The sequence below is a fragment of the Pseudomonas migulae genome (genome assembly GCF_024169315.1).
GTDB classification, from domain to species: domain Bacteria; phylum Pseudomonadota; class Gammaproteobacteria; order Pseudomonadales; family Pseudomonadaceae; genus Aquipseudomonas; species Aquipseudomonas migulae_B.
This window is the reverse complement of sequence record NZ_JALJWR010000001.1, coordinates 5,062,858-5,088,693: the sequence shown is the minus strand read 5'-3', so window position 1 is coordinate 5,088,693 and position 25,836 is coordinate 5,062,858. Positions and strand designations below refer to the sequence as shown.

Below are 25,836 nucleotides of genomic sequence, written 5' to 3'. Positions count from 1 at the left end.
CTGGTGTTTTTGTGCTGCCCGTCATGGCCTCTTCGCGGGCAAGCCCGCTCCAACAGGGACCGGATGTACACATAATATGTGCTCACCCCGCCCACTGTGGGAGCGGGCTTGCCCGCGATGAGGCCCGCTCAGACAACAACGATGTCAGGCATGGGTATCAACGCTGAACATCGCCTGCAACAACGCCGCCTGCAGCACTTGCAAGTTACTGCTGGTCACGGCGATCTGGTTCTGGATTTCCATCACCTGCTGCGCCTTCTGCTCGTCGTTCTGGCTCTTCTGTGCACTCGCCAGTTGAGCCTGCTGTTCGGCCAGCAGTTTTTGCGCTTCTTCGATCTGCTTTTTCAACGCCGTAACCGGGTCGCTGGCGCTGTCGACAGAGTCGATCCTGGCTCCGGCACTGTTTACGCGCAGCTTGCCATCCTCGTCAGTCGCGTCTTCAACCGGGACCAGCTTGCGTTCGTCAGGTTGACCGGTCGCGACATTCGGCGAGGATACGGCGTACGAGTTAATGGTGATGGTGCTCACGTTGATCATGGGTCACTCCTCCTTGGCTGACCTTGCTATCGGCCCGCCCGGAGAAATCTGTACCCATCAATCGTTCAACCTTCACCGATCAGGTGAACTCAAAGGTGTCGGCATCCAGATTCGCCGGAAAACGTGTGCGGTACGCCTGAAGGTCGGCGGCATTCAGCACCACCTGAAACACGCCATCGGCTTCGCCGGCACTGAGCAACGTCTCGCCCTGGAAATCGAGCACCTGACTGTCGCCGGTATACGCGAAGCCTTTTCCGTCAGTCCCGATGCGATTCACTGCCGCTACATAGCAAAGGTTTTCAATCGCCCGTGCAGGCAGCAAACGGTTCCAGTGCTGACGCCGCGCACCTGGCCAATTCGCGGTGTACAGCAACAGGTCGGTGTCCTGGGCGTCACGGCTCCATACGGGGAAACGCAAGTCGTAGCAAATCAGCGGCCGCACACGCCAGCCTTTGAGTTCGAACTGCACCTGGCGCTCGCCCGGTGTGTAGTGATTGTGCTCGCCCGCCATGCGGAACAGGTGACGCTTGTCGTAGTGCCAGACTTCTCCGTCCGGCCGCGCCCACAACAGGCGATTGCGATGACTGCCGTCGGCGGCCTGAACGATGACACTACCGGTGATCACAGCGTCAAGTTGCGCAGCCTGTGCACGCAACCATTTGCTGGTGGGACCGTTTTCCGGCTCGGCGAGCGTCTCGGATTCCATGGAGAATCCGGTGGTGAACATCTCCGGCAGGATGATCAGGTCAGCGCCGCGAGCCTGTTCCAGCAGTTGTTCGAAATGCTCCAGATTGGCCTGGCGGTCGTGCCAGGCCAGGGTCGTCTGGACCAGCGCAATGTTCAGATTCGGCAGTGCACTCAGATCACGCATAATTTTGCCGCTGCTTCACGCAGGGTCTCCTCACGCTTGGCAAAGCACAGGCGCACCAGGCGCTGGCCTTCGGGTGGCGTCTGGTAGAACACCGAGATCGGGATACTCGCCACCCCGTGTTCGCGGGTCATCCACAGCGCCATCTCGACGTCGTTGAGGTCCGGGCGGATCTGCGAGTAATCGACCAACTGGAAATAGGTGCCGGTCACGCGGGTAAAACTGAAGCGCGACGGCGTCAGAAGATCACAGAACAGGTCGCGCTTGGCCTGATAAAAAGCCGGCAGTTCTTCGACATGCTCCGGGTGCTCGGCCATGAAATCGGCCAAGGCAAACTGCAGTGGCGTGACACCGCAGAAACTGACGTACTGGTGAACCTTGCGCAGCTCTGCGGTGAGGGCCGGCGGTGCGACCACGTAGCCGGTTTTCCAGCCCGTCACGTGATAGGTCTTGCCGAACGAGCTGACCACAAAGGCACGCTGATACAGCTCTTCGTGGTTCAGCACGCTGACGTGAGGCACACCGTCAAACACCAGGTGTTCGTAGACTTCGTCGCTGACGAGGTAGATGTCGCGATCACGAATCAGGTCCGCCAACTGGTCCAGTTCGGCACGGCTGATCAATGCGCCGCTCGGGTTGTGCGGGGAGTTCAGCACAATCATTCGCGTGCGCGGCGTGATGGCCTCGGCCAGTTTCTGGAAGTCGATGGAGAAATCATTCAGTCCGAGCTGCACATGCACGCAACGACCACCCGCCAGTTCAACCGATGGCTCGTAACTGTCGTAGCACGGATCGAACACGATCACTTCGTCGCCGCTGTGGATAACCGCCTGAATTGCGCAGAAGATCGCCTGGGTGGCGCCGGGGGTGATGGTCACTTCGTTGTCGGCATCGACATTGATGCCGTAGCTGCGAGCGATCTTCGCCGCCACTTGCTGACGCAGCGCCGGCAGGCCGGTCATCGGCGAATACTGGTTATGGCCACTGGCAATATGCCGACCGCCCGCATCGCACAGGGCCTGCGGGGCATCGAAATCGGGAAAACCCTGGGACAGGTTGATCGCCCCGGTTTGCGCCGCGAGCTGAGACATCTGCGTGAAGATAGTGATGCCGACATTCGGCAGCTTACTGGTGATCATCGGTGATTCCCTGCTCTACACCCGGCTCTAACGGCGGCGCGGGAGAGCCCGAGGATAGCCCAAACGGCGCCCATAAAAAAAGGGCGCCAAACGGCGCCCTTCTTTCTCAACATCACTGCATTACCTGTGGCGAGGGGATTCATCCCCGTTGGGTGGCGTAGCCGCCCCAAAACCATTCACTGCGGTTTGTCAGATAAACCGCGGCGCTGGGTTTACGACTACTTCGTAGCCGAACGGGCGGTGCGACGTTTCGCTAAATCCCCTCGCCACAACAGCCCTACACACAAGATGGTGTGGGGCTGCAAATCAACGCTTGTCGCGGCGCTTCTTGTCGGCCTTCTTGTGGTGCGACATCAAGCGACGCTTCTTGTTGACCTGACGGTCGGTGAGCGAGTTCTTGTTGCCTTCGTACGGGTTCTCGCCGCCCTTGAACTCGATGCGGATCGGCGTACCGACCAGCTTCAGAACACGACGGTAAGTGTTTTCCAGGTAACGGACGTAAGACTTCGGCACCTTCTCGATCTGGTTACCGTGAATCACGATGATCGGCGGGTTCGCGCCACCCAAGTGGGCATAGCGCAGCTTGATCCGGCGGTTGTTGACCATCGGTGGCGCGTGCTCACCGACCGCATCTTCCAGAATCTGGGTCAGGCGGTTGGTCGGCCAGCGGGTGACCGCGGACTTGAACGAGTTCTGTACGGAAGCGTAGAGGTTGCCCACGCCAGTGCCGTGCAGCGCCGAGATGAAGTGGATGTCGGCGTAGTCAACGAAGAACAGTCGACGTTGCAGCTCGACCTTCACGAAGTCGCGCTCGCTCGGCGTCATGCCGTCCCACTTGTTGATCGCGATAACCAGCGCACGACCCGATTCAATGGCAAAGCCCAGCAGGTTGAGGTCGTGATCGACCACACCTTCGCGGGCGTCCATCACGAAGATCACCACGTTGGCGTCTTTGATCGCTTGCAGGGTTTTGACCACGGAGAATTTTTCGACTTCTTCGTGGATCTTGCCGCGCTTGCGCACACCAGCGGTGTCGATCAGCGTGTACTTCTCGTCGTTACGCTCGAACGGGATGTAGATACTGTCGCGGGTGGTGCCGGGCTGGTCATAAACGATGACGCGGTCTTCACCGAGCATGCGGTTGACCAGGGTCGACTTGCCCACGTTCGGACGGCCGATGATGGCGATCTTGATCCCGTCTTTTTCGCTTGGGCCAGGAATGCGCTTGGCTTCCTCGCCTTCGGCAACGATCTCTTCTTCGCCGTCTTCCGGTTCTTCTTCATCTTTCGGGAAGTCGCTCAGGGCGATTTCCAGCATCTGGGTGATGCCACGGCCATGAGCGCCGGCGATCGGAATCGCGTGGCCCATGCCCAACGGGGCGAATTCGGCGCGGGCCATTTCAGGGTCGATGTTGTCGACCTTGTTGGCAACCACGTAGGAACGCTTGTTACGTTTGCGCAAATGCTCGGCGATCATCTGGTCGGCGGCGGTGAAACCGGCCTTGGCATCTACCAGGAACAGAACGACATCGGCTTCTTCAATGGCCAGCAGCGACTGCTCGGCCATTTTTTCGTCCATACCGTGCTCGTCACCGGAGATACCGCCGGTGTCGACCAGAATGTAGGAACGCCCTTGCCACTTGGCCTCACCGTATTGGCGATCACGGGTCAGACCGGACAAGTCGCCGACGATGGCGTCGCGAGTCCTGGTCAGGCGGTTGAACAAGGTGGACTTGCCGACGTTCGGTCGGCCCACCAGGGCGATTACGGGAACCATGCGGCTCTCCACTTCGTTATTTCAGAAAATACAAAAGCCGCTGCGAGGCAGCGGCTGGTGCTCGGGGCAGCGTTTGAAAACGCTGCGAGCCCCGCAGAACGGGGCCGCTTGGGGGTTAAACCCCAAGCATAGTCCTTACTTGATGGTCAGGGCTTCCAGTTTGCCACTGTTGCCATACAGATAAATCGTGTCACCCACCACCAGCGGACGGGCACGAAGGCCATCGCTGTCGATGCGCTCGCGGCCGACGAAGCGACCGTCCACCTGGCTCAGCAGGTGTACGTAGCCTTCCATGTCACCGACTGCAACATAGCTGGAGAACACTTCCGGAGCCGACAGTTGACGGCGAGCCAGCGAGTCGTTGCTCCACAAAGCCGTGGTGGAACGCTCGTCGACGCCTTCAACAGTGCCCGAAGAAAGGCTCACATAAACAGTGCCAAAACCTTGGGCGACGCCGGCATAGCTGGAAGCATCACGCTGCCAGAGTTGACGACCGCTTTCCAGGTCCAGTGCCGCAACGCGACCCTGATAGCTGGCGACGTACAGCGTACCGCCGGACAGCAGCAAGCCACCGTCGATATCGACAACACGCTCCAGTTCCGAACGACCTTGTGGAATCGCTACCCGCTGTTCCCACACCGGCACGCCGTTGGAAATATCGAGAGCGACCACTTTACCGGTCGACAGGCCAGCCACCGCGAGGCGGTTGGTGACGATCGGAGCACTGGTGCCGCGCAGGGTCAGCACCGCTGGCGTGCTGTCATACAACCAGCGCTGGTTGCCGGTAGCGGCATCCAGACCGATCAGACGGTCGTCCTGAGTCTGAACCACCACCACGTCACCGTTGTTGGCCGGTGGCGCGAGGACTTCGCTGGACACGCGAGCGCGCCATTTCTCTTCACCGTTGGTAGCGTCCATGGCAACGATTTCGCCCTTGGTCGTACCGATCACGAGCAGGCCATAACCTACGCCAACGGCGCCGGAAACAGGCAGTTCGAGGTCTTTCTTCCATTTGACGTCGCCATTGCTGCGATCCATCGCCATCACCACGCCAGTGACGTCGGCAGCATAGATGGTATCGCCATCGATCGCCGGAACCAGCATGTTGTAGGTTTCGCCCTGACCGTCACCGATCGAACGACTCCACTGCTTTTGCAGGACCACTTCTTCTTTGAAGTCGACCAGCTCGGCAGGCGGCAATTCTTTTTTGCTGTTGCTGCTGCAACCCGCGGCCAATACGGCCAGAGCCAGCAATGCTGCATGTTTCCAACGGATCACGTCACGCATCCCCTTTGGCCAGATCGTCCAGCTTGATTTGTAGGCCACCGACTGCCGCTTCATCCGACAGTGCCGCCTTGGCTTTTTGATACGCAGCGTTCGCTTCATCGGTACGACCCAACTGCACCAGCAGGTCGCCCTTGAGTTCTTCGCGAGTGGCGAGGAATGCTTTATCGGCATCGCCTTCGAGCAGTTTCAGGGCTTCATCGGCCTTGTTCTGCGCGGCCAGTACCTGTGCCAGGCGCTGACGGGCGATTTCACCCAGTGCCGGGTTGGCCGGTTTGGCAACGATGGCTTTAAGCTCGGTGGCAGCGTCGTCCAGCTTGCCGCTGTCGACCGCGACTTTCGCCACGAACAGGCTGCCGTATTGCGCGTAGGCAGTACCGCCGAACTCGCTGTTGAGCTTGCCGGCCAGATCCGAAACACGGGCGGCGTCAGGCTTGCCGTCAGGCGTCAGCGTGGTTTCGAGCAATTGCTGATAGAGAATCGAGGCGCTTTGCGACTGATTGCTCTGATACTTGTGAAAGGCCTGCCAGCCGAACACGATGACCAGCGCCAACAGGCCGCCAGTGACCAGGGGCTTGCCGTTGCGTGTCCACCAGTCCTTCAAATCCGCAAGGTTTTCGTCTTCGGTACTCGACACCCCAATACTCCTTAATCGCTAAATCGGCTGTTTATGACAGCTTCAACCCTGCACGACGCAGGTGGCCAGGTGTGCAGCAAGCGCATCCCAGGCAATGCTTTGTTGTTCGCCCTGGCCACGCAGGGGTTTGAAACCTACCACTTGCTGGGCCATTTCGTCGTCACCGAGGATCAGCGCGTACAGCGCACCGCTCTTGTCGGCCTTCTTGAACTGGCTTTTGAAGCTGCCAGCGCCGGCATTGATCTGCAGGCGCAGGTTGGGCAATTGATCGCGAACCTTCTCGCTCAACGTCAGCGCAGCCAACTCGGCAGCCTCGCCGAATGCGCAGAGATAGACGTCGACCTGACGGGAGATCTCTTCCGGGATCTGCTCCAGGGTTTCCAAAAGCAGCACGAGGCGCTCGATGCCCATGGCGAAACCAACGCCCGGGGTCGGCTTGCCGCCCATCTGTTCCACCAGACCGTCGTAACGACCACCGGCACACACGGTGCCTTGGGCGCCCAACTTGTCGGTGACCCATTCGAAAACGGTCTTGCTGTAGTAATCCAGCCCGCGAACCAGCTTCGGGTTGATCACATAAGGAATACCGGCGGCGTCCAGGCGAGCCTTGAGGCCCTCGAAGTGCACGCGGGATTCGTCGTCGAGGTAGTCGGCCATTTTCGGCGCGTCGACCAGGATCGCTTGAGTGTCGGCGTTCTTGGTGTCCAGAACACGCAACGGGTTGGTCTTCAGGCGGCGTTGGCTGTCTTCGTCGAGTTTGTCCAGGTGAGCGGACAGGAACTCGACCAGCGCTTCGCGATAACGACCACGAGACTCGCTGGTGCCAAGGCTGTTCAGTTCAAGCTTGACCGCATCGCGGATGCCAAGCTCGCCCCACAGGCGCCAGGTCAGCACGATCAGCTCGGCGTCGATGTCCGGACCGTCGAGGTTGAACACCTCGACACCGATCTGGTGGAACTGGCGATAACGGCCTTTCTGCGGACGCTCGTGGCGGAACATCGGGCCGATGTACCAGAGTTTCTGTACCTGGCCGCCACCAGTGATGCCGTGCTCAAGCACCGCACGCACGCAGGCCGCCGTACCCTCGGGACGCAGCGTCAGCGAATCGCCGTTGCGGTCTTCGAAGGTGTACATCTCTTTTTCGACGATGTCGGTCACTTCGCCGATCGAGCGCTTGAACAGCTCGGTGAACTCGACGATCGGCATGCGGATTTGCTTGTAACCGTAGTTATCCAGCAGACGCGAAACAGTGCCCTCGAAATGACGCCACAGGGGCGTCTGTTCGGGCAGGATGTCGTTCATGCCACGTATGGCTTGCAGAGACTTGCTCACTATCAATCCTTAAATTTGTTCGGCTCTTTAGTCAGGCTCAGCCACGCGCAATAACGGCAGCGTCGGCTTCGACCTTTTCGGCCGCTTTCTGGCGGATCAAGCGTTCGAGCTCATCCACCAGATTGTCATTCGTCAGTTTCTGCGACGGCTTGCCGTCGATGTAAATCAGGTTTGGCGTGCCGCCGGTCAAGCCGATATGAGCTTCCTTGGCTTCGCCCGGCCCGTTGACCACGCAACCGATGACCGCGACATCCAGCGGCACCAACAGGTCTTCAAGGCGCCCTTCCAGCTCGTTCATGGTCTTGACCACATCGAAGTTCTGCCGCGAGCAACTCGGGCAGGCGATGAAGTTGATGCCACGGGAACGCAGGTGCAGGGATTTGAGAATGTCGTAGCCGACTTTCACTTCCTCGACCGGGTCGGCCGCCAACGAGATGCGGATAGTATCGCCAATCCCTTCGGCGAGCAGCATACCGAGGCCTACGGCAGATTTCACCGTGCCGGAACGCAAACCACCGGCTTCGGTAATCCCCAGGTGCAGCGGCTGGACGATTTCCTTGGCCAGCAAGCGGTAAGCGGCGACGGCCATGAACACGTCGGAGGCTTTCACGCTGACCTTGAAGTCCTGGAAATTCAGGCGTTCAAGGTGTTCGACGTGACGCAGGGCAGATTCGACCAGCGCGGCCGGGGTCGGCTCGCCGTATTTCTTTTGCAGGTCTTTTTCCAGGGAACCGGCGTTGACGCCGATGCGGATCGGAATCCCGCGATCACGGGCGGCATCGACCACCGCACGCACGCGGTCTTCACGACCGATGTTGCCCGGGTTGATCCGCAGGCAGTCAACGCCCAGTTCGGCTACGCGCAGCGCGATCTTGTAGTCGAAGTGAATGTCGGCCACCAACGGCACTTTGACCAGTTGCTTGATCTTGCCGAAGGCTTCGGCGGCGTCCATGTCCGGCACGGAAACCCGCACGATATCGACGCCAGCGGCTTCCAGACGATTGATCTGGGCGACGGTGGCGGCCACGTCATTGGTGTCGCTGTTGGTCATGCTCTGCACAGCGATGGGCGCATCGCCGCCAACAGGCACGTTACCGACCCAGATTTTCCGGGATTCGCGACGCTTGATTGGAGATTCGCCGTGCATGACTTATTGACCCAACTTCAGGCGAGCAGTCTCGCCACTGGTGAACGGAGCGACATCAACCACCTGCCCGTTGTAGCTGACCTGCGCGCCACGGGCGAAGCCCAGACGCACGGCAAACGGCGGCTTGCCGCTGACAGTAACGTTTTCGCCTTTGCGCTTGAGGCCACTCAGCAGCACTTTGCCAGTGCCGTCAGTGACTTGTGTCCAGCAATCGGCGGTGAATTGCAGCTGAACCTGACCCTGGCCGGCAGCCGGAGCAGCCGCTGCCGGAGCGGGAATGGTCGGCGTGACCGAAGCGCTCGCAGGCGGGGTTGATACGACAGGTGCCGTCGGAGCTGGCGCTACCGGCGTCGCGACAACCGGCGCGGTGCTGTGCGTCGGTGCAGCAGGCGCCGGGGCAACCGGTGCAGTCGGAGCGGCAACAGGTGCAGTCGCTTCAGCTTCGGCCGGCGCTTCAGTGGAGTTCTCGGCTTGCGGCAATGCCAGAGACGTCGTGCCTTCAGCCTGACCTTCCGCGACAGCCTGGTCTTCCGGCTCGTCCAGCGGATGGATCTGGGTGGTGCCGTCGGCGCCTTCGACTTCAACGTGTTCCGGGCTCAGGCTGACCTGCTCTTTGCTGCGCAAGGAGGTCTGATCCTGCCACCAGACAAAACCACCGCCGACCACCGCGATCAGCAGCAACAGGCTGACGATTCGCAAAATGGTGTGGGAAACCCGAACCGGCTCTTCGATGCGGCCAAGGCTGTGGACGTTGCTGCCCTGGGAGTCGGTACCGGTGGATTGGTCGAACTGCTGAACCAGAACGGTCTGGTCCATGCCCAGCAATTTGGCGTACGCGCGAATGTAACCGCGGGCAAAGGTGTGCCCAGGCAGCTTGTCGAAAGCGCCGGCTTCCAGATTGCTCAGGGAATTGACGGTGAGGTTGAGCTTGAGGGCCACTTCGGCCAGCGACCAGCCATTGCTTTCGCGGGCCTGGCGCAAAGTCTCACCGGGGTTAACGCGATTCGCTGCTACAACTTCAGGATGCGCCGCTTTCATCATTGCTCCGACAGGTATTGCTGATATTCCGGCGTACCGGGATAGAGTCGTTTTAGTTGCAGGCCAAAACTGGCGGCCTTGTCGCGATCTTCGAACACTTTTGCCAGCCGAACGCCGAGCAATAGACTACGTGCATTTTGCTCGGTGAGCAGGCTAAAACGGTCGTAATAGTCACGCGCGGGCACATAATGCCTGTCTTCGTAAGACAACTCAGCCATTTCCAGCAAAGCACGTGGCTGTTGGCGGTTCAAACGCAGGGCTTTTTCCAGTTGCTGCCGGGCCAGATCACGCTGGCCAAGCATCGAAGCGGTCATGCCCAGGTTCTCGAATACCCGCGAACGTTCAGGATACAGCGTATCGGCGGCGGCCTGTTCGAAGCGCTCGTAAGCCTCTTTGTAACGTTTTTGCTCGAAAAGAAAACTGCCGTAATTGTTCAGGATGCGCGCATCGCCGGAACGGGAAGACAGTGCCTTGCGAAAATGCTCGTCCGCCAGTTCCGGCTCCATCTCTGCCTGGAATACCAGGCCCAAAGCGGCGTTGGCGTCAGGGTCGGAGCTGTCCAGCTCCAAGGCCTTTTTCAGCGGGACCTTGGCGCGCTCGGTCATGCCCTGCTGCAAGTAGCCCAGCCCCAGCTGCACATAGGCGACTCGCGCTTCATCGCGGCCCTTGCTGGTCTTCATCGGGTTGAAATCGCCCGACAGGACGCAGCCAGTACAAAGACTGGCCAACAGCACAAGCAGCGCGAAGCGCAGGGACATAGAGATCCTCTCTTGAGTTATTTCGCGGCGTTCTGCGCCATATCGCTGTCGGCGCTCAACTCGCGCACGGCAATATAACGTTCGCTGCGACGGGTGCGATCCAGCACCTGCCCTACCAATTGGCCACACGCGGCATCGATGTCTTCACCGCGGGTGGTGCGTACGGTGACATTGAAACCTGCATGGTGAAGCTGATCCTGGAACCGGCGAATCGCGTTGTTGCTCGGGCGCTCGTAACCGGAATGCGGGAACGGGTTGAACGGAATCAGGTTGATCTTGCACGGGATGTTCTTGAGCAGCTCGATCATCTCGACCGCGTGCTCGACCTTGTCGTTGATGTCCTTGAGCAAGGTGTACTCGATGGTCAGCACGCGTTTCTCGCCCAGGGACGACATATAACGCTGGCACGACTCGAGGAGCATCTTAAGCGGGTATTTCTTGTTGATCGGCACCAATTGGTTACGCAATGCGTCATTCGGTGCGTGCAGCGACAACGCCAGGGAGACGTCGATGTGCTTGGACAGCTCATCGATCATCGGCACCACGCCGGAGGTCGACAGGGTCACACGGCGCTTGGAAATGCCGTAGCCCAGGTCGTCCATCATCAGATGCATGGCCGCAACGACGTTGTCGAAGTTCAGCAGCGGCTCGCCCATGCCCATCATCACCACGTTGGTGATGGCACGGTCGGCGGTCGCCGGGATGCTGCCGAACGATTTATTGGCAATCCACACCTGGCCGATGACTTCGGCGGCGGTGAGGTTGCTGTTGAAACCTTGCTTGCCGGTGGAGCAGAAACTGCAATCCAGAGCACAGCCTGCCTGGGACGAAACGCACAACGTGCCGCGTTTGCCCTGGGGAATGTAGACGGTCTCGACGCAGCTGCCGGACGCCACGCGCACCACCCATTTACGGGTGCCGTCGGTGGAAATGTCCTCGCTGACGACTTCAGGACCGCGAACTTCGGCAATAGCCTTGAGCTTGTCGCGCAAGGCCTTGCTGACGTTCGTCATGGCGTCGAAATCATCGACGCCAAGGTGGTGAATCCATTTCATTACCTGACCGGCACGGAAACGCTTCTCCCCGATCGAGTCGAAGAATTTTTCCATTTCCTGTTGAGTCAGACCCAGCAGGTTGGTTTTTACAGTCGATGTAGTCATGGATTCACCTTCACTCTTAAGCCAATGCTTAGCGAGTGGTTACTTCAGTAGCTGCGAAGAAGTACGAGATTTCGCGAGCAGCAGCGGCTTCGGAGTCCGAACCGTGTACAGCGTTGGCGTCGATGGAATCAGCGAAGTCAGCACGGATGGTGCCGGCAGCAGCTTCTTTAGGGTTGGTAGCGCCCATCAGCTCACGGTTCAGAGCGATAGCGTTTTCGCCTTCCAGAACCTGAACGACAACCGGACCGGAGATCATGAAAGCAACCAGGTCGCCGAAGAAACCACGAGCGCTGTGCTCAGCGTAGAAGCCTTCAGCTTCGGCTTTGGACAGTTGCTTCAGTTTCGAAGCTACAACGCGCAGGCCTGCTTTTTCGAAACGAGTGGTGATCTCGCCGATGACGTTTTTTGCAACAGCGTCAGGCTTGATGATGGAGAAAGTACGTTGAACAGCCATGGTGTAACTCCAGAAACGGTAATTTGTGAAAAATTAAACCCGCGAATTATACGCGGGTTCTTGGGTATTGCCTAACTGCGTACGGTGCAGACTCAGTCTGCTTCTTCGATCCAGGCGGCCTGAATGGCTTCAAGCACCTTCTCGCCACCGCGTGTCGGATCATCACTGAACTCCGGCAATGCCAGCACCCATTTGTGCAGATCGACGAAGTTTACGTAACGCGGGTCTACATCCGGCTTGGATTCAGCCAGCTGGATCGCGATTTCCAGCACATCAACCCATTTCAGACTCATGTCACTTCCTTGAATCAGTGCGGCGCTTCGGCGGCGTGGTTGAGCGAGTATTTCGGAATCTCGACGGTCAGGTCTTCAGTCCCGACGATCGCCTGACAGCCTAGACGCGATTGCGCTTCCAGACCCCAGGCACGATCAAGAAAATCTTCTTCCAGCTCATCCGCTTCTTCCAGCGAATCAAACCCTTCGCGGATGACGCAGTGGCAGGTCGTGCAGGCGCAGACGCCACCGCAGGCACTTTCCATCTCGATGTGGTGTTCATGGGCCAGCTCGAGAATGGAGATGCCGGGCTCAGCCTCGACAACCATGCCTTCCGGGCAAAACTTCTCGTGGGGCAGAAAAATGACCTGCGGCATCAGTTATCCTCGATTTCATTCAGGTTGCGCCCCGCCAGCGCGGCTTTCACCGTCGAGTCCAGGCGGCGGGCAGCAAAGGCATCGGTCACTTGCGACAGACGCTTGGTCTGCTGCTCGATGGCGTAACCATCGGTACCTTTCATCAGTTCGGTCAGTTCCTGCATCTGCAAATCGATGACCATGCGCTCTTCAGCGTCGAGCAAACGCTCGCCGTCCGCCTCGAGGGCGGCTTGCACCGCTTCGATCAGGCGCTGAGCATCGACCTGCTGCTCACGCAGTACACGGGCGACCTTGTCGTCGTTGGCGTGCTGGAACGAATCCTTGAGCATCTTGGCGATTTCGCCGTCGGTCAGACCGTAGGACGGCTTGACCTGAATGCTGGCTTCAACGCCCGAACCCAATTCACGGGCCGAAACGCTGAGCAGGCCGTCGGCGTCGACCTGGAAGGTCACGCGAATCTTCGCCGCACCCGCCACCATCGCCGGAATGCCGCGCAATTCGAAGCGCGCCAGAGAACGGCAGTCGCTGATCAGCTCACGCTCGCCCTGCAATACGTGAATAGCCATGGCCGACTGGCCATCTTTGTAAGTGGTGAAGTCCTGGGCGCGGGCGACGGGGATGGTGGTGTTGCGCGGAATCACCTTCTCCATCAGCCCGCCCATGGTTTCCAGCCCCAAGGACAACGGAATCACGTCGAGCAACAGCAATTCGCCGCCATCGCGCTTGTTGCCGGCCAACGTATCGGCCTGGATCGCGGCACCGATGGCCACCACTTGATCCGGATCGATTTCAGTCAGCGGCTGGCGACCAAAGGCTTCAGCGACCGCTTCGCGAACGCGAGGTACGCGGGTCGAACCGCCGACCATGACCACGGCGTGCACTTCTTCCAGCTCGATGCCGGAATCACGCACCGCGCGGCGGCAGGCTTTCAGGCTGCGAGCAACCATCGGCTCGATCAGCGCGTTAAAGGCTTCGCGGGTCAGCTCGGCTTTCCAGTCGCCATAAGCGACTTCGACGGACGCCGCATTGGTCAGGGCTTCCTTGGCCGCGCAAGCGGTTTGCAGCAGATTACGTTGCGCACCCGGATCGAGGTCGGCGGACAAACCGGCGCTCTCGATGATCCAGCCGGCGATCGCGTGGTCGAAATCATCGCCGCCCAGGGCACTGTCGCCGCCGGTCGCCAAAACCTCAAACACACCGCCGGTCAGACGCAGAATCGAAATATCGAAGGTGCCGCCACCCAGGTCATAAATAGCGACCAGGCCTTCAGCGTGTTGATCCAGACCGTAGGCCACCGCAGCAGCGGTCGGCTCATTGAGCAAACGCAGCACGTTCAGACCGGCCAGCTTGGCCGCGTCCTTGGTGGCTTGACGCTGAGCATCGTCGAAATAGGCCGGAACGGTGATCACCGCGCCGACCAGCTCGCCACCCAAGGTCGCTTCAGCGCGCTGACGCAACACTTTCAGGATATCGGCGGAGACTTCGACCGGGCTTTTCGGCCCCTGAATGGTGTCAATGAACGGCATGTGCGACTCGCCGCCGACAAAGCGGTACGGCAGTTGCTCGCCCAATTGCTTGACGTCGGACAGACCACGACCCATCAAGCGCTTGACCGACAGCACGGTGTTCAAGGGATCGGTAGCGGCAGCCAGCTTGGCCGACTCGCCCACTTCGACGCGATCGGCGTGATAGCGCACGGCAGACGGCAGGATGACCTGCCCGTCAGCGTCGGCCAGAGGCTCGGAAAGACCACTGCGCAATGCAGCGACCAGCGAATTGGTAGTGCCCAAGTCGATCCCCACAGCCAGACGACGCTGGTGCGGTTGAGGACTTTGGCCGGGTTCGGCGATCTGCAGTAGGGCCATCGTGATCAGGACTTATCTGTATATCAGGCGTGCGACCGGAGCGGCACTGGGTTAATCGTCGAGGCGCTCTTCTAACTGGCGCACTTCGTAGGTGAGCTTGTCGAGGAACTGCATGCGCCGCATCAGGCGCTCGGCCTGCTCACGTTGCGCTGCGTCATTCCAACAGGCTGCGAAGCTTTGGTTCAGTTCATCCTGAGCGGTTTTCAGTCGGCGCTTGAACGCTGCAATACCGGCCATGTCGGCGCTGTCTTGCAGGTCTTCGAGCTCTTCACGCAACTCCATCTGCTGCAGAAGAAACGCCGGATCATGCACCGTGACCTCCAGCGGCAGCTCGCCACCATTCAAAGCGAGCAGGTAACGCGCGCGCTTCGGGGGACTTTTGAGCGTCTGGTAGGCCTCGTTGAGGCTCGCGGATTGCTCTAGCGCCAGCCGTTGCTCACGCTCGGAAGCGTCCGCAAAACGGTCCGGATGAACACTGCGCGCCAACTCACGGTAGCGCGTAGCCAGCTGGTCGAGGTCCAGATTGAAACTCGGTTGCAGCTCGAATAAAGCGAAATGACAAGGAGTACCCACAAGAAGCCTCAGATATTGAAGCTTTCGCCGCAGCCACATTCACCGCGTACGTTGGGGTTGTTGAACTTGAAGCCTTCGTTCAACCCTTCCTTGACGAAATCGAGCTCGGTGCCGTCCAGGTAGGCCAGGCTCTTCGGGTCGATGATCACTTTTTCGCCGTGACTTTCGAACACCTGATCCTCTGCAACCACCTCGTCGACAAACTCCAGCACATAGGCAAGGCCGGAACAGCCCGTGGTGCGAACACCCAGACGAATCCCTTCACCTTTGCCGCGCCCGTTGAGGGAGCGTCGCACGTGTTGAGCAGCCGCTTCTGTCATGCTGATAGCCATCGGTGACTCCTTACTCGTCGCCAAAAATCAGATCAAGCCTTTCTTCTGCTTGTAGTCGCGAACGGCCGCTTTGATAGCGTCTTCAGCGAGTACGGAGCAGTGAATTTTCACTGGCGGCAGGGCCAGTTCTTCGGCCAGTTGAGTGTTCTTGATGGTCTCTGCTTCATCCAGAGTCTTGCCTTTCATCCACTCGGTCGCCAGGGAGCTGGAGGCGATAGCCGAACCGCAACCGTAGGTCTTGAACTTGGCGTCTTCGATGATGCCTTGCTCGTTGACCTTGATCTGCAGGCGCATGACGTCGCCGCACGCCGGGGCGCCGACCATGCCAGTGCCGACATCCGGGTCTTCGGCGTCCATCTTGCCGACGTTACGCGGGTTTTCGTAGTGGTCGATGACCTTTTCGCTGTAAGCCATGATTCTTAATCCTCACTCATCAGAGAGTCGCTCTTGAAGCCCTGGGAACCTGGGTTCGACAGGGCCGGTTTGCGGCGACTTGAAATCAGTGTGCCGCCCACTCGATTTTCGAAATGTCGACACCGTCTTTGTACATGTCCCACAGCGGCGACAGAGCGCGCAGCTTGGTAACGGCCTCGCAGACTTTCTGCGCGGCGTAGTCGATTTCTTCTTCGGTGGTGAAACGGCCGAAGGTGAAGCGGATCGAGCTGTGTGCCAGTTCGTCGTTGCGGCCCAGGGCGCGCAGTACGTACGAAGGCTCAAGCGATGCCGAGGTGCACGCCGAACCGGACGAAACCGCCAGATCCTTGAGTGCCATGATCAGCGACTCGCCTTCAACGTAGTTGAAGCTCAGGTTCAGGTTGTGCGGAACGCGGGCGGTCATGCTGCCGTTGACGTACAGCTCTTCCAGATGCTCGACCTGTTTGTAGAAACGGTCGCTCAGGGCTTTGATGCGCACGTTCTCGGCAGCCATGTCTTCCTTGGCTACACGGAAGGCCTCGCCCATGCCGACGATCTGGTGGGTCGCCAGGGTGCCGGAACGCATGCCACGTTCGTGACCGCCGCCGTGCATGGTCGCTTCGATGCGAACACGCGGCTTACGGCTGACGTACAGCGCGCCGATGCCTTTAGGACCGTAGGTCTTGTGGGCAGAGAACGACATCATGTCGACTTTCAGCTTCTGCAGGTCGATCTCGACCTTGCCAGTGGACTGAGCGGCGTCAACGTGGAACAGGATACCCTTGGAGCGGGTCAGCTCGCCGATGGCGGCGATGTCGTTGACGGTGCCGATTTCGTTGTTCACGTGCATGATCGAAACCAGAATGGTGTCGTCGCGCAGTGCGGCTTCAACCATTTCCGGGGTGACCAGGCCGTCTGTGCGAGGCTCGATGTAGGTGACTTCGAAACCTTCACGCTCCAGTTGGCGCATGGTGTCGAGGACAGCCTTGTGCTCAATCTTGGTGGTGATCAGGTGTTTGCCTTTGGTCGCATAGAAATGCGCCGCACCCTTGATTGCCAGGTTGTCGGACTCGGTGGCACCGGAAGTCCAGACGATTTCACGCGGGTCGGCGTTGACCAGGTCAGCGACCTGACGACGAGCGTTTTCGACGGACTCTTCAGCTTTCCAGCCGAACACGTGGGAACGGGACGCCGGGTTACCGAAGTTTCCGTCGACCAGCAGGCATTCACTCATTTTTTGCGCAACACGCGGATCAACCGGGGTGGTCGCAGAGTAATCAAGGTAAATCGGCAATTTCATGGACTATCTCCTAAATCAGGCTGGCTGGCGTGCCGCTAGCTCTTTGGCTGTCATTCGACGGCGGACGCTTCAATCTTGTCCAGGCGCGGCGCCTTGCTGTTGCAACGGCGCTGGTCCTGACGCTGGGCTACTTCTTGTACCTCACGGCGAGTGACAAGATCAGCCAAGCTGATACCGCTCAGAAATTCGTGAATCTGCAGGCTCAGATCGCACCACAAGTGGTGAGTCAGGCAGGTGTCGCCTTGATGGCAATCGCCCTGGCCCTGGCACTTGGTGGCATCGACCGATTCGTTTACCGCATCGATCACCTGGGCGACCTGGATGCCCTGCATGTCGCGGGACAGCTGGTAGCCGCCGCCCGGGCCACGGACGCTGGAGACCAGATTGCTGCGGCGCAATTTGGCGAACAGCTGTTCGAGGTAGGACAGGGAGATGCCTTGGCGCTCGGAGATATCGGCCAGGGACACCGGCCCGTGCTGCGCGTGCAACGCCAGATCGAGCATGGCGGTCACGGCGTATCGGCCTTTTGTAGTCAGTCGCATGGACAATTACCACGGAGTTCGGAATGGGGCGAGTATGCAATTCCCGAGTATTTAAGTCAACTATAAGACCTAGTACTTTAGTCAGGTTTACCCGCAAAAGAGCGGCCGCATCATAGCAAAGGCTGGCCGGTTACAGCCAGCAATTGCGCGTTATCGTTCTTCGCGGGCAAGCCTCGCTCCTACAAGGATCACGCTGACCTGTAGGAGCAAGGCTTGCCCGCGAAGGGGTCAGCGCGGTCTAGCCGGCCTGGCTCTGATCCTTGTCCTTCACACACGCAAAGTCTTCTTCGCGCAGCTCAGGCAGATCTTTCGCACAGTAATTACTGCCCAGGTCCTTCAGCGCCCCGCACATCCCCTCCAGACGCCCATCAACCGCCTGCAAATGATCGAGCAACTGATTGATGGCACGCGCCACCGGGTCCGGCATGTCTTCGCCGACGCCGTAGGCATCGAAGCCGATCTTCTCAGCCATGGCCTTGCGCTTGGCATCCTGCTCTTCATCGGACTTGACGATGATCCGCCCCGGAATGCCGACCACTGTCGCACCGGCCGGCACAGCCTTGGTCACTACGGCATTGGAACCGACCTTGGCTCCCGCGCCGACAGTGAACGGGCCGAGCACCTTGGCGCCAGCCCCAACCACAACGCCATCTTCCAGCGTTGGGTGACGCTTGCCTTTATTCCAGCTGGTGCCACCGAGCGTCACACCTTGATAAAGGGTGACGTCGTTGCCGATCTCGGCGGTTTCACCAATGACAATGCCCATGCCATGGTCAATAAAGAAACGACGACCTACCTTGGCCCCCGGATGAATCTCGATCCCGGTCAACCAGCGACCGAAGTTCGACACCAGCCGCGCCAGCCATTTCAGCTCGGCACGCCACAGGGCCGCCGACAGCCGATGAATCCAGATGGCGTGCATGCCCGGATAGCAAGTCAGGACTTCAAAAGCGTTACGCGCCGCCGGGTCACGATGGAAAACACTCTGGATATCTTCACGCAAACGCTCGAACATCATTAATCCTTCCGCTTTAGAAGCTCGCCACGGGCCGCTTTCTGGGTTTCCGTGAGGATGCCACGCAATATATTCATTTCCGCCCGGCTGACCGAGCTTCGTCCGTACAACCGACGCAGGCGCGCCATCAAGTGCCGTGGCTTTTCCGGATCGAGGAATTCGATGGCCACCAGGGTTTGCTCCAGGTGCTCATAGAACCGTTCCAACTCATCCATGGTCGCCAGCTCAGCGCTTTTGACGGAGGCCACTTCTTCCTTCTCGACCTTGCTCGGCTGGCCTTGGGCCGCAAGCCAGGACATGCGCACTTCATAGCTCAACACCTGCACCGCTGCCCCAAGGTTCAGCGAACTGAACTCAGGGTCTGATGGGATGTGCACGTGATAATGACATCGCTGCAGCTCTTCATTGGTCAGGCCGGAATCTTCACGACCAAAAACCAAGGCGATTTCCGCGCCCTGCCCCGCCTCCTCGACCACTTTCGTCCCGCATTCGCGAGGATCGAGCAGCGGCCAGGGAATGCGCCGGTCACGGGCGCTGGTACCGAGCACCAGATTGCAGCCGACCAAGGCATCTTCCAAGGTGGCGACGACTTGCGCGTTTTCAAGGATATCCCCGGCGCCGGAGGCACGGGCATCCGCCTCGTGATGCGGGAACAGCCGTGGTTCGACCAGCACCAGCCGCGACAGGCCCATGTTCTTCATGGCGCGCGCAGCCCCTCCGATATTGCCGGGGTGGCTGGTATTGACCAGGACGACACGAATGTTTTGCAGCACGGGAGGCGTTCTCGAACACAATAAAGGGGAGCCGAATCTTACAGTTCATCCTACCGTTAAGCTATGAAAGCGAACACCGACCTTCACCTGTAGAAAAGTTCTGATAGAATGCCCGGCTTTCTTTAACAACCTTAGGTGACACATCCATGCAGCCCATGCTGAATATCGCGCTGCGCGCCGCCCGCAGCGCCAGTGAATTGATCTTCCGCTCCATCGAGCGCCTGGATACCATCAAGGTCGACGAAAAAGACGCCAAGGATTACGTATCCGAGGTGGACCGCGCCGCTGAACAGAAAATCATCGACGCGCTGCGCAAGGCTTACCCGAACCACTCGATCATGGGTGAAGAAACCGGCATGCACGCCGGCACCGGGATCGAAGGCGAAGAGTACCTGTGGATCATCGATCCACTGGACGGCACCACCAACTTCCTGCGCGGCATTCCTCACTTCGCTGTCAGCATCGCCTGCAAATACCGCGGTCGCCTGGAACACGCTGTTGTTCTGGACCCGGTTCGCCAGGAAGAATTCACCGCAAGCCGTGGTCGCGGCGCTCAACTGAACGGTCGTCGCCTGCGCGTCAGCGGTCGCACCAGCCTGGACGGCGCCCTGCTGGGTACCGGCTTCCCGTTCCGTGACGACCAGATGGACAACCTCGACAACTACCTGGGCATGTTCCGCGCCCTGGTTGGCCAGACCGCCGGCATCCGCCGCGCTGGCTCGGCGAGCCTGGACCTGGCTTACGTAGCGGCCGGTCGTTTCGATGCATTCTGGGAGTCGGGCCTGTCCGAGTGGGACATGGCTGCAGGCGCCCTGCTGATCCAGGAAGCCGGCGGTTTGGTGAGCGACTTCACCGGCGGTCACGATTTCCTTGAGAAAGGCCACATCGTTGCGGGTAACACCAAGTGCTTCAAAGCAGTGCTGACGGCGATCCAGCCGCACCTGCCGGCCTCGCTGAAGCGCTAAGCGAGCACCCACAAAAAAGCACCCCGAAGGGGTGCTTTTTTATGCCTGGAATTCAACCTCAAGAACACCATAAACCAAATGTGGGAGCGGGCTTGCTCGCGAATGCGGTTTCACATTCAGCATTGATGGAGGCTGGCAGACCGCATTCGCGAGCAAGCCCGCTCCCACAGGGGATTTGTGGTGATGCATGAATTCCGGGCACAAAAAAGCACCCCGAAGGGTGCTTCTTTTTGAATCTGAGCGATTTATTGACCCTGCTGATTCTGCGACAGGATCAACTTACCTTCCTTATCCACAGGAATCTGATTCCCCGGATCGCGATCCATCCGCACTTTGCCCTCCTTGCCATCCAGCGAATAACGAACGTCATACCCGACAACCTTGTCGCTGATGTCATTCACAGTGTTACAGCGGGTTTGAGTCGTGGTGTAGGTGTCACGCTCCTGCATGCCTTCCTGAACCTTGTTACCCGCGTAACCACCACCGACCGCGCCTGCAACCGTGGCAATTTTCTTGCCGGTGCCGCCGCCAATCTGGTTACCCAGCAGACCACCTGCCAGTGCACCGACCACCGTACCGGCGATCTGGTGTTGATCTTTGACCGGCGCTTGCCGGGTTACTGCTACATCCTTGCACACTTCACGTGGCGTCTTGATTTGTGTCTTGACCGGTTCAACGGCTAGCACTTGCGCATACTCAGGGCCGCTTTTAACCAGGCTGTAGGTGGCAACAGCACCCCCGGCAGTCACACCGACAGCACCCAATACCGCACCAACCAGCAACGACTTGTTCACATGAACCTCCTGACCATCACCCGCGGAACATGTCCGCGCTTCTCCCAGCCTTGGAGCACAAAAAAAGGCGCGAGTTCAACTCGCGCCTTTTTGGGCTGACAACTGGAAAAGCGATGGCCGTTATGGACGGTCGTCGACTTCCTTGTCAGTGGCCACCGGAGCAATCAGATCTTCGCTGCTCAGGTTCAGCCAGATCAGCACCACGTTCGCGATGTAGATCGACGAGTACGTACCCGCCAGAACGCCGATGAACAGCGCAATGGAGAAGCCGAACAGGTTGTCGCCACCGAAGAACAGCAGTGCCGCGATCGCCAGCAAGGTGGAGATCGACGTCGCCATGGTCCGCAGCAGGGTTTGCGTGGTCGAGATGTTGATGTTCTCGATCAGGCTGGCCTTGCGCAGTACCCGGAAGTTCTCACGAACCCGGTCGAATACCACGATGGTGTCGTTGAGCGAGTAACCGATGATCGCCAGCACCGCCGCCAATACCGTCAGGTCGAAGGTGATCTGGAAGAACGACAGGATACCGATGGTCACGATCACGTCGTGGATCAGCGAAACGATCGCACCGACCGCAAACTTCCACTGAAAGCGGAAAGCCAGGTAGATCAGGATGCCGCCCAGCGCCATCAGCATGCCAAGGCCGCCCTGGTCGCGCAGCTCTTCACCGACCTGAGGGCCGACGAACTCGACGCGCTTGACCGTCGCAGGGTTGTCGCCGCCGACCTTCAGCAGCGCTTCGGCCACTTGATGCCCCAGCTGCGGGTCTTCACCCGGCATGCGCACCAGCAGATCGGTAGTCGCACCGAAGCTCTGCACGATTGCCTCGTGATAACCCGAAGTAGCCAGTTGCTCACGCACCTTGGTGACATCGGCAGGACGCTCGTAGGTCAGCTCGATGAGCGTACCGCCGGTGAAGTCCAGGCCCCAGTTCATGCCCTTGGTGGCGACGCTGAACAAGGCCAGCACGGTAAGGAACAATGTGACGCCGAACGCAAAGTTGCGAACGCCCATGAAGTTGATTGTACGTAACATGGCAGCCCCTTAAATCCACAACTTCTTGAAGTCACGACCGCCGAAGATCAGGTTGACCATCGCGCGGGTCACCATGATGGCCGTGAACATCGAGGTAAAGATCCCGAGGGACATGGTCACTGCGAAGCCTTTGACCGGGCCGGTGCCCATCGCAAAGAGAATCCCGCCGACCAACAGTGTTGTCAGGTTGGCGTCGAGAATCGCAGTAAATGCCCGGCCGAAGCCTTCGTTGATTGCCCGTTGTACGGTCATGCCCGCCGCGATCTCTTCACGAATCCGCGAGAAGATCAGAACGTTGGCGTCGACCGCCATACCCATGGTCAACACGATACCGGCGATACCCGGCAGGGTCAGCGTTGCACCCAGCAGCGACATCAGGGCCAGCAGCAACACCATGTTCACCGCCAGAGCGACGGTGGCGATGATGCCGAAGAAGCGGTAGATGGCGATGATGAACAGCGAGACAAACAGCATGCCCCACAGCGATGCATCGATACCTTTGGTGATGTTGTCGGCACCCAGGCTCGGGCCAATTGTGCGCTCTTCAGCGAAGTACATCGGTGCAGCCAGACCACCGGCACGCAGCAGCAGCGCCAGTTCGGACGACTCGCCCTGACCGTTCAGGCCAGTGATGCGGAATTGAGCACCCAGCGGCGACTGGATGGTCGCCAGGCTGATGATCTTCTTCTCTTCCTTGAACGTTTGAACCGCTACGTCTTTCTCGACGCCGTTAACCACTTGCTTGGTGTAAGTGGTGACCGGACGTTGCTCGATAAAGATCACCGCCATGCTGCGACCGACGTTGCTGCGCGTTGCGCGGCTCATCAGCTCGCCACCATGGCCATCCAGACGGATGTTCACTTCTGGCGTGCCGTGCTCGCCGAAGCCAGCTTTGGCGTCAGTCACCTGGTCACCGGTGATGATCAGGCCACGCTCGATCTGCGCCGGAGGACGGTTGCCTTCACGGAACTCGAAGGTTTCGGAGGTAGCTTTCGAAGCGCCAGGCTCTGCAGCCAGACGGAACTCAAGGTTGGCCGTCTTGCCGAGGATACGCTTGGCTTCTGCGGTGTCCTGCACGCCCGGCAGCTCAACCACGATGCGGTTGGCGCCCTGACGCTGAACGATCGGTTCGGCAACACCCAGCTCGTTGACGCGGTTACGTACCGTGGTCAAGTTCTGCTTGATGGAGTATTCGCGGATTTCCGCCAGCTTGGCCGGGGTCATCGCCAGACGCAGTACCGGTTGGCCATTGAGGTCGGCCGGAACAATGTCGAAATCGTTGAAGTTCTTGCGGATCAGTGTGCGGGCCTGTTCGCGGGAAGCTTCATCACTGAAACCCAGCTGAATGGCGCCGTTGAGTTGCGGCAGGCTGCGATAGCGCAGTTTCTCTTTACGCAACAGGCTCTTCACATCGCCTTCGTACACTTTCAAGCGTGCGTCGAGGGCTTTGTCCATGTCCACTTCCAGCAGGAAGTGCACACCACCGGACAAGTCCAGACCCAGCTTCATCGGGTGCGCGGCGAGGTTGCGCAGCCACTGCGGAGTGGTTTGTGCCAGGTTCAGTGCAACGACGTAGTCATCACCCAATGCCTTGCGCACGACGTCTTTGGCCGGCAGCTGGTCTTCAGCCTTGGTCAGACGAATCAGACCACCCTTGCCATTGGCCGCCAGCGTGGCTGCCTTGACGTTGATCCCGGATTCCTTGAGCGCAGCGCTCACACGATCCAGATCAGCCTGATTGACTTGCAGCGCAGTGCTTGCACCGCTGACCTGAATGGCCGGGTCATCAGGATATAAATTGGGAGCGGAATAAATCAGACCGACCGCCAGCACCGCCAGGATCAGAATGTATTTCCACAGAGGGTATTTGTTCAGCATCACGCCGCCCGCTTATGACGCGGGGCGCCTTGCGCGCCCCGTCGATTGAGTAGAAGTTGAAACTTAGATCGCTTTCAGCGTGCCTTTTGGCAGCGTGGCGGCAATGGCGCCTTTCTGGAACTTCATTTCGACGGTGTCGGAAACTTCCAGAACCACGAAATCATCAGCCACTTTAGTGATCTTGCCGGCGATGCCGCCGGTGGTCACAACTTCGTCGCCTTTCTGCAGGCTGCCCAGCAGGTTCTTCTGCTCTTTGGCGCGCTTGGCCTGTGGACGCCAGATCATCAGGTAGAAGATGACCAGGAAACCGACCAGGAAAATCCACTCAAAACCGCCACCCATTGGGCCTGCAGCGGCCGGTGCAGCAGCGTCAGCCATGGCATTCGAGATAAAAAAGCTCATTTAGCACTCCAGTTGCAAATGTTGAATCTTGGGGTCAGAAAACTCAGTCCAAAGGCGGAACAGGTAACCCGCGTTTGGCGTAGAAGGCATCGACAAAGGCGGCCAATGTACCCTGTTGAATAGCCTCGCGCAAACCAGCCATAAGCACTTGATAATGACGCAAGTTATGGATGGTATTGAGCATGCTTCCCAGCATTTCGCCGCACTTGTCCAGGTGATGCAGATAAGCGCGGGAGAAGTTCTGGCAGGTATAGCAATCGCAGGTCGGATCGAGCGGCGAATCATCATGGCGATGGAACGCGTTACGGATCTTCAGCACACCAGTATCAATGAACAGATGCCCATTGCGGGCATTACGGGTTGGCATCACGCAATCGAACATGTCCACACCGCGGCGCACACCCTCAACCAGATCTTCCGGTTTGCCAACGCCCATAAGGTAACGAGGTTTGTCAGCCGGCATCTGGCCCGGCAGGTAATCCAGCACCTTGATCATCTCGTGCTTCGGCTCGCCCACCGACAGACCACCAATGGCCAGGCCATCAAAGCCGATCTTGTCGAGGCCTTCCAGCGAACGCATGCGCAAATCCTGGTGCATGCCGCCCTGAACGATGCCGAACAGCGCCGCCGTGTTGTCGCCATGGGCTTCTTTCGAACGCTTGGCCCAACGCAACGACAGCTCCATGGAGATACGCGCGACGTCTTCGTCAGCCGGGTACGGCGTGCATTCGTCGAAAATCATCACGATGTCCGAGCCCAGGTCACGCTGGACCTGCATCGACTCTTCCGGGCCCATGAACACTTTGGCGCCATCAACCGGAGAAGCGAAGGTTACGCCCTCCTCCTTGATCTTGCGCATCGCGCCCAGGCTGAACACCTGGAAACCGCCGGAGTCGGTCAGAATCGGGCCTTTCCACTGCATGAAATCGTGCAGGTCGCCGTGCTTCTTGATCACTTCGGTGCCAGGACGCAGCCACAAGTGGAAGGTGTTACCCAGAATGATTTCCGCGCCGGTCGCGGTGATATCCCGCGGCAGCATGCCCTTCACCGTGCCGTACGTGCCCACCGGCATGAACGCCGGGGTCTCGACGGTACCGCGAGGGAAGGTCAAACGACCGCGACGAGCCTTGCCGTCAGTAGCAAGCAACTCAAACGACATACGACTTTGG

Annotated in this window: 28 protein-coding genes; 1 reads left to right on the top strand and 27 read right to left on the bottom strand. The window is 59.1% G+C overall.

Going from position 1 to position 25,836, the window contains the following annotated elements; translation table 11 throughout:
- Positions 1-144: 144 nt before the first annotated feature.
- The 22 genes from J2Y86_RS23245 to trmJ all read right to left on the bottom strand — a co-directional run bounded on the left by J2Y86_RS23245 (position 145) and on the right by trmJ (position 19,593).
- Positions 145-537, bottom strand: coding sequence for a hypothetical protein (locus tag J2Y86_RS23245; protein ID WP_253436936.1), 393 nt, complete (start codon positions 535-537; stop codon positions 145-147).
- 79 nt (positions 538-616) lie between these two features.
- The gene (locus J2Y86_RS23240; RefSeq protein ID WP_253436932.1) at positions 617-1,408 is read right to left on the bottom strand and encodes an amidohydrolase; all 792 of its coding nucleotides are present in this window, start codon (positions 1,406-1,408) and stop codon (positions 617-619) included.
- Positions 1,396-2,544, bottom strand: coding sequence for a pyridoxal phosphate-dependent aminotransferase (locus J2Y86_RS23235; RefSeq protein WP_253436929.1), 1,149 nt, complete (start codon positions 2,542-2,544; stop codon positions 1,396-1,398). Before J2Y86_RS23235 ends, J2Y86_RS23240 begins: the two co-directional genes overlap by 13 nt.
- Positions 2,545-2,850: 306 nt before the next feature.
- Positions 2,851-4,320, bottom strand: a complete 1,470-nt coding sequence (gene der, locus J2Y86_RS23230) for a ribosome biogenesis GTPase Der (RefSeq protein WP_017340309.1) — start codon at positions 4,318-4,320, stop codon at positions 2,851-2,853.
- 135 nt (positions 4,321-4,455) lie between these two features.
- Positions 4,456-5,607 (bottom strand): outer membrane protein assembly factor BamB, encoded by a 1,152-nt coding sequence (gene bamB, locus J2Y86_RS23225; RefSeq protein WP_017340310.1) that lies wholly within the window; start codon positions 5,605-5,607, stop codon positions 4,456-4,458.
- Positions 5,600-6,241, bottom strand: coding sequence for a tetratricopeptide repeat protein (locus J2Y86_RS23220; RefSeq protein ID WP_253436926.1), 642 nt, complete (start codon positions 6,239-6,241; stop codon positions 5,600-5,602). The genes bamB and J2Y86_RS23220 overlap by 8 nt, the downstream gene beginning before the upstream one ends.
- Before the next feature lie 42 nt (positions 6,242-6,283).
- Positions 6,284-7,573 carry a histidine--tRNA ligase gene (gene hisS / locus J2Y86_RS23215; protein ID WP_008042422.1) on the bottom strand — a complete coding sequence of 430 codons (1,290 nt, stop codon included), beginning with the start codon at positions 7,571-7,573 and terminating at the stop codon, positions 6,284-6,286.
- Between the two features lie 37 nt (positions 7,574-7,610).
- Positions 7,611-8,720 carry a flavodoxin-dependent (E)-4-hydroxy-3-methylbut-2-enyl-diphosphate synthase gene (gene ispG / locus J2Y86_RS23210; protein ID WP_007903603.1) on the bottom strand — a complete coding sequence of 370 codons (1,110 nt, stop codon included), beginning with the start codon at positions 8,718-8,720 and terminating at the stop codon, positions 7,611-7,613.
- Positions 8,721-8,723: 3 nt separating this feature from the next.
- Positions 8,724-9,758: a RodZ domain-containing protein gene (locus J2Y86_RS23205; protein WP_253436923.1), complete on the bottom strand. Its 1,035-nt coding sequence runs from the start codon at positions 9,756-9,758 to the stop codon at positions 8,724-8,726.
- A complete protein-coding gene (gene pilW, locus J2Y86_RS23200; RefSeq protein WP_214380819.1) occupies positions 9,758-10,516 on the bottom strand; it encodes a type IV pilus biogenesis/stability protein PilW in 759 nt (252 codons plus the stop codon). Before pilW ends, J2Y86_RS23205 begins: the two co-directional genes overlap by 1 nt.
- A 17-nt stretch (positions 10,517-10,533) precedes the next feature.
- A complete protein-coding gene (gene rlmN / locus J2Y86_RS23195; RefSeq protein WP_017340314.1) occupies positions 10,534-11,676 on the bottom strand; it encodes a 23S rRNA (adenine(2503)-C(2))-methyltransferase RlmN in 1,143 nt (380 codons plus the stop codon).
- Positions 11,677-11,704: 28 nt separating this feature from the next.
- On the bottom strand, positions 11,705-12,130 hold the full coding sequence (gene ndk / locus J2Y86_RS23190; protein ID WP_007916882.1) for a nucleoside-diphosphate kinase: 426 nt from the start codon (positions 12,128-12,130) through the stop codon (positions 11,705-11,707).
- A 92-nt stretch (positions 12,131-12,222) separates the two neighbouring features.
- Complete coding sequence (gene iscX, locus J2Y86_RS23185; protein ID WP_008147746.1) at positions 12,223-12,423, bottom strand: Fe-S cluster assembly protein IscX; 201 nt, start codon at positions 12,421-12,423, stop codon at positions 12,223-12,225.
- Positions 12,424-12,437: 14 nt separating this feature from the next.
- Positions 12,438-12,779 (bottom strand): ISC system 2Fe-2S type ferredoxin, encoded by a 342-nt coding sequence (gene fdx / locus J2Y86_RS23180; protein WP_030139594.1) that lies wholly within the window; start codon positions 12,777-12,779, stop codon positions 12,438-12,440.
- Positions 12,779-14,644, bottom strand: coding sequence for a Fe-S protein assembly chaperone HscA (gene hscA / locus J2Y86_RS23175; protein WP_253436919.1), 1,866 nt, complete (start codon positions 14,642-14,644; stop codon positions 12,779-12,781). The genes fdx and hscA overlap by 1 nt, the downstream gene beginning before the upstream one ends.
- Before the next feature lie 51 nt (positions 14,645-14,695).
- Positions 14,696-15,217: a co-chaperone HscB gene (gene hscB / locus J2Y86_RS23170; RefSeq protein WP_084320778.1), complete on the bottom strand. Its 522-nt coding sequence runs from the start codon at positions 15,215-15,217 to the stop codon at positions 14,696-14,698.
- Between the two features lie 8 nt (positions 15,218-15,225).
- Positions 15,226-15,549: an iron-sulfur cluster assembly protein IscA gene (gene iscA / locus J2Y86_RS23165; RefSeq protein ID WP_007903589.1), complete on the bottom strand. Its 324-nt coding sequence runs from the start codon at positions 15,547-15,549 to the stop codon at positions 15,226-15,228.
- A gap of 27 nt (positions 15,550-15,576) precedes the next feature.
- Positions 15,577-15,963, bottom strand: a complete 387-nt coding sequence (gene iscU / locus J2Y86_RS23160; RefSeq protein ID WP_003443374.1) for a Fe-S cluster assembly scaffold IscU — start codon at positions 15,961-15,963, stop codon at positions 15,577-15,579.
- 85 nt (positions 15,964-16,048) lie between these two features.
- On the bottom strand, positions 16,049-17,263 hold the full coding sequence (locus J2Y86_RS23155; RefSeq protein ID WP_253436916.1) for an IscS subfamily cysteine desulfurase: 1,215 nt from the start codon (positions 17,261-17,263) through the stop codon (positions 16,049-16,051).
- Between the two features lie 50 nt (positions 17,264-17,313).
- Positions 17,314-17,805, bottom strand: coding sequence for a Fe-S cluster assembly transcriptional regulator IscR (gene iscR, locus J2Y86_RS23150; RefSeq protein WP_007903581.1), 492 nt, complete (start codon positions 17,803-17,805; stop codon positions 17,314-17,316).
- Positions 17,806-18,043: 238 nt separating this feature from the next.
- On the bottom strand, positions 18,044-18,820 hold the full coding sequence (cysE, locus tag J2Y86_RS23145) for a serine O-acetyltransferase (RefSeq protein ID WP_253440411.1): 777 nt from the start codon (positions 18,818-18,820) through the stop codon (positions 18,044-18,046).
- Positions 18,821-18,822: 2 nt separating this feature from the next.
- A complete protein-coding gene (gene trmJ, locus J2Y86_RS23140; RefSeq protein ID WP_008025492.1) occupies positions 18,823-19,593 on the bottom strand; it encodes a tRNA (cytosine(32)/uridine(32)-2'-O)-methyltransferase TrmJ in 771 nt (256 codons plus the stop codon).
- 146 nt (positions 19,594-19,739) lie between these two features.
- On the opposite strand from trmJ, the gene suhB reads away from it, so the two are divergent.
- Positions 19,740-20,558: a type III secretion system regulator SuhB gene (gene suhB / locus J2Y86_RS23135; protein ID WP_008014726.1), complete on the top strand. Its 819-nt coding sequence runs from the start codon at positions 19,740-19,742 to the stop codon at positions 20,556-20,558.
- 245 nt (positions 20,559-20,803) lie between these two features.
- Here the strand turns inward: suhB and J2Y86_RS23130 are convergent, their stop codons facing one another.
- From J2Y86_RS23130 to tgt, 5 genes are all read right to left on the bottom strand, one after another.
- Positions 20,804-21,352, bottom strand: a complete 549-nt coding sequence (locus J2Y86_RS23130; protein WP_150631951.1) for a glycine zipper 2TM domain-containing protein — start codon at positions 21,350-21,352, stop codon at positions 20,804-20,806.
- A 120-nt stretch (positions 21,353-21,472) separates the two neighbouring features.
- On the bottom strand, positions 21,473-22,387 hold the full coding sequence (gene secF, locus J2Y86_RS23125) for a protein translocase subunit SecF (RefSeq protein WP_253436913.1): 915 nt from the start codon (positions 22,385-22,387) through the stop codon (positions 21,473-21,475).
- Positions 22,388-22,396: 9 nt separating this feature from the next.
- Positions 22,397-24,265: a protein translocase subunit SecD gene (gene secD / locus J2Y86_RS23120; protein ID WP_253436910.1), complete on the bottom strand. Its 1,869-nt coding sequence runs from the start codon at positions 24,263-24,265 to the stop codon at positions 22,397-22,399.
- Positions 24,266-24,328: 63 nt separating this feature from the next.
- The gene (gene yajC, locus J2Y86_RS23115) at positions 24,329-24,667 is read right to left on the bottom strand and encodes a preprotein translocase subunit YajC (RefSeq protein ID WP_003185175.1); all 339 of its coding nucleotides are present in this window, start codon (positions 24,665-24,667) and stop codon (positions 24,329-24,331) included.
- Between the two features lie 43 nt (positions 24,668-24,710).
- Positions 24,711-25,826, bottom strand: a complete 1,116-nt coding sequence (gene tgt, locus J2Y86_RS23110; protein ID WP_162130724.1) for a tRNA guanosine(34) transglycosylase Tgt — start codon at positions 25,824-25,826, stop codon at positions 24,711-24,713.
- Between the last annotated feature and the right edge of the window lie 10 nt (positions 25,827-25,836).